Below are 9,930 nucleotides of genomic sequence, written 5' to 3' on the forward strand. Positions count from 1 at the left end.
GTGCCCAGGCGGCCCCGGACCGGCTGGCCCGCTACGCCTCCGCGTTGGGCTGCTCGGGCGCCCGGTCCTCCTCGCCGGACACCGCCGACTGGTCCCGCACGGTGTGGACCGGCTGCCCGAACGGCCGGGACGTCGGGCTGCTGGTCATGCAGGCCGGCGGGCACACCTGGCCCGGCGCTCAGGCCCGCCCGGAGCGCGGCCCGACGTCGACGGCGCTGAGCGCCACCGTCGTCGTGCTGACCTTCTTCGGCTATACGCCCACGGTGGCCGACCTGGGTGGGGGGGACACCACAGGTGGGGGCACCGTGGTGCCCGGCCCGTCGGTGGCCCCGCAGGCCCCCGCCGCCACCACCCCGGGCGGCCCCTCCGGGGCGTCTGCGACCCCCACCGCACCGGCCCCGACGGCGAGCGGGTCCGCGTCGCCGCCGGACGCCGGCGACGACCAGACGCCCCCGGCCACCGCCGCCCCAGCGCCGGTCACACCCTCGCCGACCGGCCAGAACGGGGCGGTCCGCGCGCGTTGAGCGGGCCAGGTGCCGATCGGCCCGGTGCCTGCCGGACGAAGGCCCCGGACGGGTCGGGTCGACCGGCCGGGAGGGGGGAGACCCGCACGTCATGATTGCGGTTACCCCTCGGCCCCATTGCGCATCATCGGGTGGTACCTGTCATGAACCGAACAGGGGGGCACCGGCCCGGCGAGCGGCCTGCGAGAATGTGGGTGTGGTGGAGGCTTCGAACCTGCGTGAAGTTGTTCTGCTCGGGTCCACCGGCTCGATCGGAACCCAGGCGATAGACGTCGTACGCCGCAATCCGGAACGCTTCCGGGTGGTGGCGCTGATGGGCGGCGGGTCCAGGGTGGACCTGCTCGCGGCCCAGGCCCTCGATCTCGGCGTGCAGGCGGTGGGCGTGGCCGCGGCGTCGGCGGCCCAGGATCTGCAGCTGGCCTTCTTCGCTGAGGCGAACCGGCGGGGTTACCGCAAGGGCGAGTTCGCGGTGCCGAAGATCCTCGCCGGGCCGGATGCGGCGAGTGAGATCGCCGCCTGGCCGTGCGACACGGTGCTCAACGGCATCACCGGGTCGGTGGGCCTGGCTCCGACGCTCGCGGCCCTGGCCGCGGGGCACACCGTGGCGTTGGCGAACAAGGAGTCGCTGGTCGCCGGCGGCCCCCTCGTCCTGGATGCGCTCGGCGGCGACCCGAACCGGCTGGTCCCGGTCGACTCCGAGCACTCGGCGCTGGCCCAGTGTCTGCGCGGCGGTCGGGCGCAGGAGGTGCGCAAGCTGGTGCTCACGGCCAGCGGCGGGCCGTTCCGCGGCCGCCGGCGTGCGGAGCTGGCGGCGGTCACCCCGCAGCAGGCGCTGGCCCATCCCACCTGGGACATGGGCCCCGTGGTGACGATCAACTCGGCCACCCTGATGAACAAGGGCCTGGAGCTCATCGAGGCCCATCTGTTCTTCGGGGTGCCCTATGACGACATCGAGGTCGTCGTGCATCCCCAGTCGCTGGTGCACTCGATGGTCGAGTTCACCGACGGCTCCACCCTGGCCCAGGTCTCCCCGCCCGACATGCGCCTGCCCATCGCGCTTGCCCTGGGCTGGCCGGACCGGGTCGCCGAAGCCCAGCCGCCGATGGACTGGACCCGCGCCCAGGCACTGACCTTCGAGCCGCTGGACACCACGGCGTTCCCGGCGGTGGATCTGGCCCGCACAGCCGGTCGCCGGGGTGGTACGGCGCCCGCGGTGTTCAATGCGGCCAACGAGGAGGCCGTCGCCGCCTTCCTCGCCGGGCGTCTGCCCTTTGTCCGTATCGTCGATCTGGTGGCCGAGGTGATCGCCGATCATCAGGTGATCGATCACCCCTCCCTCGAGGAGGTCTTTGCCACCGAGCGATCCGCGCGCGCGGCGGCACAGCGGCTGATTCGGCGCGAGAGCGAACGGGAGACAGTGTGAGCTGTCCCGCCCGGCGGAGGCCGGCCTGATGGAGATCCTTGGCATCGTGGCGTTCGCCGCCGCGCTGCTCGTGTCGGTGGTGGCGCACGAGGGCGGCCACTTCGTGACCGCGCGGCACTACGGCATGAAGGCGTCGAAGTTCTTCGTGGGTTTCGGGCCGACGATCTGGTCGCGGCGCCGCGGTGAGACCGAGTACGGCGTCAAGGCCATCCCGGCCGGCGGCTTCGTGAAGATCGAGGGCATGACGCCGCTGGAGGAGGTCGACCCGGCCGACGAGCCGAGGGCGTTCTACAACGCGCCCCCCCGGGCACGGCTGGTGGTCATGTCCGCCGGGTCCTTCGTGCACTTCGTCATCGCCATCGTGCTGATCTATGGTGTGCTGGTCACGATGGGGGCCACGAAGGTCAGCGAGTCGAAGATCGGGTCGACCAGCTGCGTGGCGACGACGGCGACCTGCACCGGCCCCGGTCCCGCCGCGGCGGCCGGGCTGCGTCCCGGCGACCGGGTGCAGAGCTTCGACGGCGTGGCCGTGCAGAGTTGGGCGCAGTTCACCCGTCAGGTGCGTGAGCACGGCGCCGGCCCGGCGACGCTCGTCGTGCGCCGCGACGGGCGTGACGTCACCCTCACCCCGAACCTCGTCGAGATCCGCCGCAACCGGTTGACCGGCGATGTCGGCAGTGACCCGGTCGGCGCGCTCGGCGTGCGCCCGGGCATCGACACGGTGCACTACGGTCCGCTGGCGGCGGTGCCACGCACGTTCTCGGTGATCGGCTCCGGGTTCACCGGGATGTACGACACGTTGACCCATCGCCTCGACGACCTGGGTAAGATCTTCGACAAGGATCGGGATCCCGAGGGTTTCATCAGCGTGGTGGGCGCGGCCCGCATCGGCGGGGATGTTGTCTCGCATCCCGACACGTCCGGGGTCGACCGGCTGCGCCAGTTCCTCATCCTGGTCGCCGCGATCAACCTGGCAGTGGGGATCTTCAACCTGCTGCCACTGCTCCCGCTGGACGGCGGCCACATCGCCGTCCTGGGCTTCGAGCAGGTCCGGCATGGTCTGCGCCGGCTGCGGGGATACCGTGGACCTGTCAAAAGGGTGGATTTCGCCAAGCTGCTACCGGCCACATACGCCACGGTCGTCGTCCTGCTCGGGTTCAGCCTGCTCCTGCTGTCCGCCGACATCATCAATCCCATCCGTCTGAACCAGTGACGCGCACCAGTGGCCCGGCGCGGGTCCGACGCGACCCGGGCAGTCCGCTGCGCTGCGTCTTACTGCCCTGCGTCCCGCAGTCGACAGGCCGAATCAGTCGAACGTCGATCCCTTTTCTCGATTCGCCAGTGAGGACAACGTGACCGTTACTCTGGGCATGCCATCCGCTCCGGCGCGACCGCTCGGTATGCGGCGCAAGAGCCGGCAGATCCACGTGGGCAACGTCCCGGTCGGGGGTGACGCTCCGGTCTCCGTTCAGTCGATGTGCACGACGTTGACCTCGGACGTCAACGCCACCCTGCAGCAGATCGCCCAGCTCACCGCCTCGGGCTGCCAGATCGTCCGGGTGGCGGTGCCAAGCCAGGACGACGCCGACGCGCTGCCGGAGATCGCCCGCAAGTCGCCGATCCCGATCATCGCCGACATCCACTTCCAGCCCAAGTACGTCTTCGCCGCCATTGATGCCGGCTGTGCCGCAGTCCGGGTCAACCCCGGCAACATCAAGGCGTTCGACGACAAGGTCGGCGAGATCGCCCGTGCGGCCAAGGGCGCTGGCGTCCCGATCCGGATCGGCGTCAACGCCGGTTCGCTCGACAAGCGCCTGCTGGCCAAGTACGGCAAGGCCACCCCGGAGGCGCTCACCGAGTCGGCGTTGTGGGAGTGCTCGCTGTTCGAGGAGCACGACTTCCGCGACATCAAGATTTCGGTGAAGCACCACGACCCGGTCGTGATGATCCAGGCCTACCGCCTGCTCGCCCAGTCGTGCGACTACCCGCTGCACCTCGGCGTCACCGAGGCGGGCCCGGCGTTCCAGGGGACGGTCAAGTCCTCGGTGGCCTTCGGCGCGCTGCTGTCGGAGGGGATCGGCGACACCATCCGGGTGTCGCTGTCCGCGCCGCCGGTCGAGGAGGTCAAGGTCGGCGCCGCCATCCTGGAGTCCCTGGGACTGCGCGAGCGTAAGCTGGAAATCGTCTCCTGCCCGTCCTGTGGACGGGCGCAGGTGGATGTCTACACCCTCGCGAACCAGGTCAGCGCCGGTCTGGAAGGCATGGAGGTCCCGTTGCGCGTCGCCGTGATGGGATGTGTGGTGAACGGGCCGGGCGAGGCACGTGAGGCTGACCTCGGGGTGGCCTCCGGAAACGGCAAGGGCCAGATCTTCGTCCGCGGCGAAGTGATCAAGACGGTGCCGGAGGCGCAGATCGTGGAGACCCTCATCGAGGAGGCCATGCGGCTGGCCGAGCAGATGACGGACGCGGGCACCGCCTCAGGCGAGCCCACCGTCACCGTCAGCTAGTCGAGTCGGTTCGCCGGATGGGCCTGCCGCTGCGTTCCGCGCCGACGCGTCTGCTCGACGATCGGGACCTTCCCGCGGTACGTGAGCTGCTGGCCCGCAATCCCGTCGCCGATGTCTTCGTGGCCTCTCGGATCGAGGCCGCCGGGCTGGACCCGTGGCGCCTCGGCGCCGAGATGTGGGGCCATCTGGTCGACGGCCATCTGGCGGCGGTGTGTTATTCCGGGGCCAACCTCTGGCCCGTCGCGGCGGGCCCCGTGTCGGCGAGACTGTTCGCCGAGCGGGCCCGCCGCCAGGGCCGGCGATGCTCGTCCGTCGTCGGCCTGTCTTCGTCGGTCATGGCGATGTGGCGCTATCTGGAGCCCGTCTGGGGTCGGGCCCGCGAGGTCCGCGGTGACCAGCCGCTGCTGGTCATCGACGGGCCGCCGCTGGTCGCCCCCGATCCGCTCGTGCGGCCCGTGCGGCCCGACGAGCTGGACATCCTGCTGCCGGCCTGCATCGCCATGTTCACCGAGGAGATCGGTGTCTCACCGGTGGTCGCCGACGGCGGCACCCTCTACCGGGCCCGCGTCGCCGAGTTCATCGGCCAGCGCCGCTCGTTCGCGCACATCGTCGACGGGCGGGTCCTGTTCAAGGCGGAGGTCGGCGCGGTCGCCGGGAACGTCTGCCAGATCCAGGGGGTCTGGGTCGACCCGGCGCTGCGGGGTCGTGGGCTGGGTGCCGCCGGCACCGCCAGCGTTGTCGCCCTCGCGCGGGCCTCCCTTGCACCGCAGGTCAGCCTGTACGTCAACGACTTCAACCACGCCGCGCGGCGGGTCTACGAACGAGTCGGCTTCCAACGGGTCGGCACCTTCGCCTCCATCCTGTTCTGACCGGCTGTCCCGGCTGTTCCGGCGGGTGTCGACCGCTGGCGCCGGCCGCGCGTTGTGACCCCATGCCGCCGCTGAGCGCTTTCTGTCCTCACCGCTCCGCCCGTTTTGTTCCAAATGGGCGTGGATGCGGTGTGAATTGTTGCGGAACCATGTCGGGACGATGGTCGCGCATGGCCAACATCCAGGTCATCTGGCATGCTTACCATCCCGATGACTTCGATCGACTTGCATGGCGCGGGCTGTCGCCCGCGTGAACTGGGGGTTTACATGAATTCGAGCCGCTTGTGGCGTGCTCTGACGCCACTGGTCACCGCGGGCGCCTTGGCGCTGGCGATGGTCGGCTGCTCCAGCTCGGGCAGCGACGGCTCGTCGGTGAACTCGACCAGCACCTCGTCCAGCCAGGCCAGCGGAACGCTGCGGTTGGGCTACTTCCCGAACCTCACTCACGCGCCGGCGCTGTACGGGGTCGAGAAGGGCATCTTCGCCAAGGATCTCGGTTCCGGCGTCACCCTGAAGACCTCGACGTTCAACTCCGGCACGCAGGAGGCCGAGGCGATCCTGTCCGGGGCGATCGACGCCGGTTACATCGGCCCGAACCCCGCGGTGAACAGCTTCATCAAGTCCAACGGTGACGCGATCCGCATCATCTCCGGGGCGACGTCCGGCGGCGCGTCGCTGGTGGTCCGTCCGGAGATCACCTCGGTCGCGGACCTCAAGGGCAAGACGATCGCCACGCCTGGCCTGGCCAACACCCAGGACGTGGCGCTGCGCTACTTCCTGAAGAAGAACGGCCTGAAGACCGACACCCAGGGCGGTGGCGATGTCTCGATCAAGCCGCAGGACAACTCCCTGACGGTTGACGCCTTCAAGAACAAGGCCATCGACGGTGCCTGGGTGCCCGAGCCGACCGCGTCCCGGCTGGTGTCCGAGGGCGGCAAGGTCCTCGTCAACGAGGCCGACCAGTGGCCCGAGACGAAGGGGCAGTTCGTCACCACGCTGCTGATCGTGCGCACCGACTACCTCAAGAAGAACCCGGAGATCGTCCGGCGTCTCGTCACGGCCAACGTGGAGTCGATCAACGCGATCAACGCGGACCGGACCGCCGCCGCCACGGTGGCCAACTCGGCACTGGGCAAGCTCACCGGCAAGCCGTTGAGCGACACGGTGCTGGCCTCGGCGTGGAAGTCGCTCACCTTCACCCCGGACCCGATCGCGAAGTCGCTGCTGCTGTCGGCCCAGCACCAGGAGGATCTCGGCCTGCTCAAGAACGCGAAGCTGGCCGGGATCTTCGACCTCACCACGCTCAACGACATCCTGACCAAGCAGGGCAAGCCCACGGTCGCCGACTCCTGACCACTCGCAGGGCGGGCCCCAGCCATGTGGGGCCCGCCGCCCGCTCGACGGGGGAATGACCCATGACCGCAGTCCTGTCCGATACCGCCCTGCACATCGACGGCGTCAGCCGCTTCTTCGGCACCGGTGCCGCGCGGGTGCAGGCGCTGGACAACGTCAGCCTCGATGTCCGGTCCGGGGAGTTCCTCTGTCTGCTCGGCGCCTCGGGCTGCGGTAAATCGACCCTGCTCGGGCTGATCGCCGGGCTCGACGCCCCGACCACCGGGACGGTGGACACCACCGGCCGGCGGACCGGGATGATGTTCCAGGACTCCGCGTTGCTGCCGTGGCTGACCGCCGGGGGCAACGTCGAGGTGCCCATGCGACTGCGTGGCATCCGTCGGCCCGAGCGCCGGGCCCGGGTCGACGAACTGCTGGCGATGGTCCGCCTCGCCGGCATGGCCGACCGCCGCCCGCACGAGCTCTCCGGCGGGATGCGCCAGCGGGTGAGCCTGGCCCGCGCGTTCGCGCAGGAGGCCGACATCCTGTGCATGGACGAGCCGTTCGGCGCGCTCGATGCCATGACGCGTGACCTGCTGCACGACGAGCTCGAGCGGATCTGGCGGCAGACCGGGGTCACGGTCATCTTCGTGACCCACGACGTGCGGGAGGCCGTGCGCCTCGGTGACCGCATCGTGCTGCTGTCGTCGCGGCCGGGCCGGGTGGCCGAGGTCTTCGACGTGGACATCGACCGGCCACGGCGGATCGACTCGACCCGGGTGGCCGAACTCGCCACCCGGGTGACCACACGGCTGCGTGAGGAGGTCGGCCGGCATGGCCACTGAGATCGACATCAACCGGGGCGGTCCGGCCAGGGCCGGGGTCGGCCCGCGGGGGGAGAAGCTGGCATCGGCGGACGGCCTGGACCTCGACGCCCTCGCCGGCCTCGACGCCCTGGACATCCCGACCACCGAGCGCCGGCCGCTGGCGACCCGAGCCTGGTCGGCGACCTGGCCGAAGATCGGTGCGCTCGCCCTGTTCCTGTTGCTGTGGCAGGTTGTCGTGTGGACCGGCTGGAAGCCCACCTACGTGCTGCCGGGACCGTGGTCGGCGCTGCGTGAGTTCGGCAGCCGGCTGGGCACCGGCCATTTCTGGGACGCCCTGGTGCGTACCGTTGTGCGCGCGCTCAAGGGATACGCCCTGGCCGTGGTGATCGGCGGTGTGATCGGCATTGCGGTCGCCCGGTTCCCGATCCTGCGCACGGCGGTCGGATCGTTCATCACCTCGCTGCAGACAATGCCCTCGATCGTCTGGTTCCCGTTGGCGATCCTGCTGTTCAAGCTGAGCGAGGCGGCGATCCTGTTCGTCGTGATCCTCGGGGCCGCCCCCTCGATCGCCAACGGGGTGATCTACGGGGTCGACTACGTGCCGCCGCTGCTGGTGCGGGTGGGCCGCAGCATGGGGGCCCGCGGGTTCTCGCTCTACCGGTACGTCGTGGCGCCGGCGGCACTGCCGTCGGTGCTCGCCGGCCTCAAACAGGGCTGGGCCTTCGCCTGGCGCAGCCTGATGGCCGGTGAACTACTGGTGATCGTGCCCGGGCATCCCTCGATCGGGGCCGACCTGCAGAACTCCCGGGAACTGATCGACGCGGTCGGGGTGATGGCCTCGATGATCACGATCTTCCTGATCGGAGTGGTCGTCGACGCGGTCTTCAACGTCGCCGACCGGCAGATGCGGGTGCGCCGTGGCCTGGTCGCCGAGGGCAACTCGGCCGTGCGGGCCGCGCGCGGGCGCGGCAAGGGCAGGGGTTCCGAAGGCGGCGGAGACTGGCCCAGGGACGACGACAGCGGCGGTGGGAGTAGCGGGGAGCCGACGGGTGGCCCGTACCTGGAGAGCCGGGTCGGCGTCACCACCTCCGCCGAGTAACCGGCCTGGCCAGGGGCCGCCGGCGCGGCTCCGCCGCAGGGTCGTCGTGCACCTGGTGGGTGCATCGGCGGGCGGCGGCGGCAGAATGGGGCCATGCAGATCTCCGCTCGGGCCGACTACGCACTGCGTGCACTCCTGACGTTGGCGGCGAGTGACGGGCAGCTCGTCAAGGGCGAGTCGCTGGCCCAGGCCCAGGATCTGCCGCTGCGTTTTCTCGAGAACATCCTCACCGACCTGCGCCGGGCCGGGTTCGTCCAGAGCCGGCGGGGGGCCGACGGCGGCTACCAGCTTGGCCGGCCACCCGGCGAGATCACGATCGCCTCGGTGATTCGGGTGACCGACGGCCCGCTGGCCAGCGTGCGGGGCCGGCGCCCGGAGGACGCGAACTACGACGGCGCCGCGAAGAACCTGCAGGACGTGTGGATCGCCGTGCGGGTGAACCTGCGCCGCGTCCTGGAGAACGTCACCCTGGCGGACGTCGCGAGTGGCCGGCTGCCCGACATCGTCACCTCGCTGAGCGGTGAGCCGGGAGCATGGTCCGCACGGTGAGGATGCGCGGGTCGGTATGTGCCGGTCAGGGCGCGCCGGGGAGGGCCCGGCTGGCCGTGGCCGGGGGCGCCCCCGCGGCCAGCCGGGACCGTTGGGCCCGCAACGCCATGCCGGCCAGGGCATCGACGGCGAGTGCCCGCAGGTCGGTCCCGAGCTCGGCGGTGGCGTCGTGCGCCGCGGTGGCGCAGACGTCCTCGACCTGACCCAGCAGGCGCAGGGCCGTCGACACGTCGACCGGCATGGTCGGCAGCCGGTACGCGGCGAGTGCCGGTACCGGTGTTCCGCCACGGGCCTCGAGGTCGGCGATCAGCTGGTCGCGCAACCGCAGGTGGGCCAACCAGCTTTCGCGGGCGCGCTGGCGGGCGAGTGCTCCCGTCGCCGTCGCCGCCAGCGGGGCCAGCGCACCGCCGGCCGTCGCGGCTGCATAGATCGCGGCGTGGCTGGCCGCCAGCATGATGTTGAGGGACCGCAGGACGGCGGCCGCATCCGGCGGTGGAGTCCGCTGCCCGCCTGTGCCCGCCGCAGCCGGGCTGGCTGTGTCTGGGCCGGCTGTGTCTGGGCCGGCGGGGTCCGCCCCGCCGTCGTCGGCGAGCAGTTCGGCCTGCGCGGTCGCGGCGGCGAACAGGCTTGCGAGCAGGGGTGCGAGCAGTCCGCTGACCCGCAGGGCGTCCACCCGGGCGGCCGCGGCGGCACGGGTCTCGGCGCCGCGCAGCGTCGCGATCGTGGCGTTGCGCGCGGCTGGTGAGTCATCCGTGCCGCCCGGTAGTCCAGGGGCCGGTGCCGCGCGGGTTGCCCGGGCG

At 71.1% G+C, this 9,930-nt stretch carries 9 protein-coding genes and 1 pseudogene; 9 read left to right on the plus strand and 1 reads right to left on the minus strand.

Annotated elements, in window-relative coordinates; translation table 11 throughout:
- From ND747_RS28395 to ND747_RS28435, 9 genes and pseudogenes are all read left to right on the plus strand, one after another.
- Positions 1-524: pseudogene (locus ND747_RS28395) on the plus strand (plasmid partitioning protein); the annotation flags it as partial.
- A gap of 199 nt (positions 525-723) precedes the next feature.
- Entirely contained in the window at positions 724-1,947 is a 1,224-nt protein-coding gene (gene dxr, locus ND747_RS28400) for a 1-deoxy-D-xylulose-5-phosphate reductoisomerase (protein ID WP_251737328.1), read from the plus strand.
- Between the two features lie 28 nt (positions 1,948-1,975).
- Positions 1,976-3,160: an RIP metalloprotease gene (locus tag ND747_RS28405; RefSeq protein ID WP_251737329.1), complete on the plus strand. Its 1,185-nt coding sequence runs from the start codon at positions 1,976-1,978 to the stop codon at positions 3,158-3,160.
- Between the two features lie 139 nt (positions 3,161-3,299).
- Positions 3,300-4,454 (plus strand): flavodoxin-dependent (E)-4-hydroxy-3-methylbut-2-enyl-diphosphate synthase, encoded by a 1,155-nt coding sequence (ispG, locus tag ND747_RS28410; protein WP_251737330.1) that lies wholly within the window; start codon positions 3,300-3,302, stop codon positions 4,452-4,454.
- 17 nt (positions 4,455-4,471) lie between these two features.
- On the plus strand, positions 4,472-5,323 hold the full coding sequence (locus ND747_RS28415; RefSeq protein WP_251737331.1) for a GNAT family N-acetyltransferase: 852 nt from the start codon (positions 4,472-4,474) through the stop codon (positions 5,321-5,323).
- 267 nt (positions 5,324-5,590) lie between these two features.
- Complete coding sequence (locus ND747_RS28420) at positions 5,591-6,676, plus strand: ABC transporter substrate-binding protein (protein ID WP_251737332.1); 1,086 nt, start codon at positions 5,591-5,593, stop codon at positions 6,674-6,676.
- 62 nt (positions 6,677-6,738) lie between these two features.
- Positions 6,739-7,500 carry an ABC transporter ATP-binding protein gene (locus ND747_RS28425; RefSeq protein WP_251737333.1) on the plus strand — a complete coding sequence of 254 codons (762 nt, stop codon included), beginning with the start codon at positions 6,739-6,741 and terminating at the stop codon, positions 7,498-7,500.
- On the plus strand, positions 7,490-8,581 hold the full coding sequence (locus tag ND747_RS28430; RefSeq protein WP_251737334.1) for an ABC transporter permease: 1,092 nt from the start codon (positions 7,490-7,492) through the stop codon (positions 8,579-8,581). Before ND747_RS28425 ends, ND747_RS28430 begins: the two co-directional genes overlap by 11 nt.
- A gap of 93 nt (positions 8,582-8,674) precedes the next feature.
- A complete protein-coding gene (locus tag ND747_RS28435; RefSeq protein ID WP_251737335.1) occupies positions 8,675-9,130 on the plus strand; it encodes an Rrf2 family transcriptional regulator in 456 nt (151 codons plus the stop codon).
- A gap of 25 nt (positions 9,131-9,155) precedes the next feature.
- Here ND747_RS28435 and ND747_RS28440 read toward each other — a convergent pair.
- The coding region (locus tag ND747_RS28440) for a DUF4439 domain-containing protein (RefSeq protein WP_251737336.1) at positions 9,156-9,930 on the minus strand (775 nt) is incomplete at its 5' end.

Source organism: Frankia sp. R82 (genome assembly GCF_023716925.1).
Lineage (GTDB): Bacteria > Actinomycetota > Actinomycetes > Frankiales > Frankiaceae > Frankia.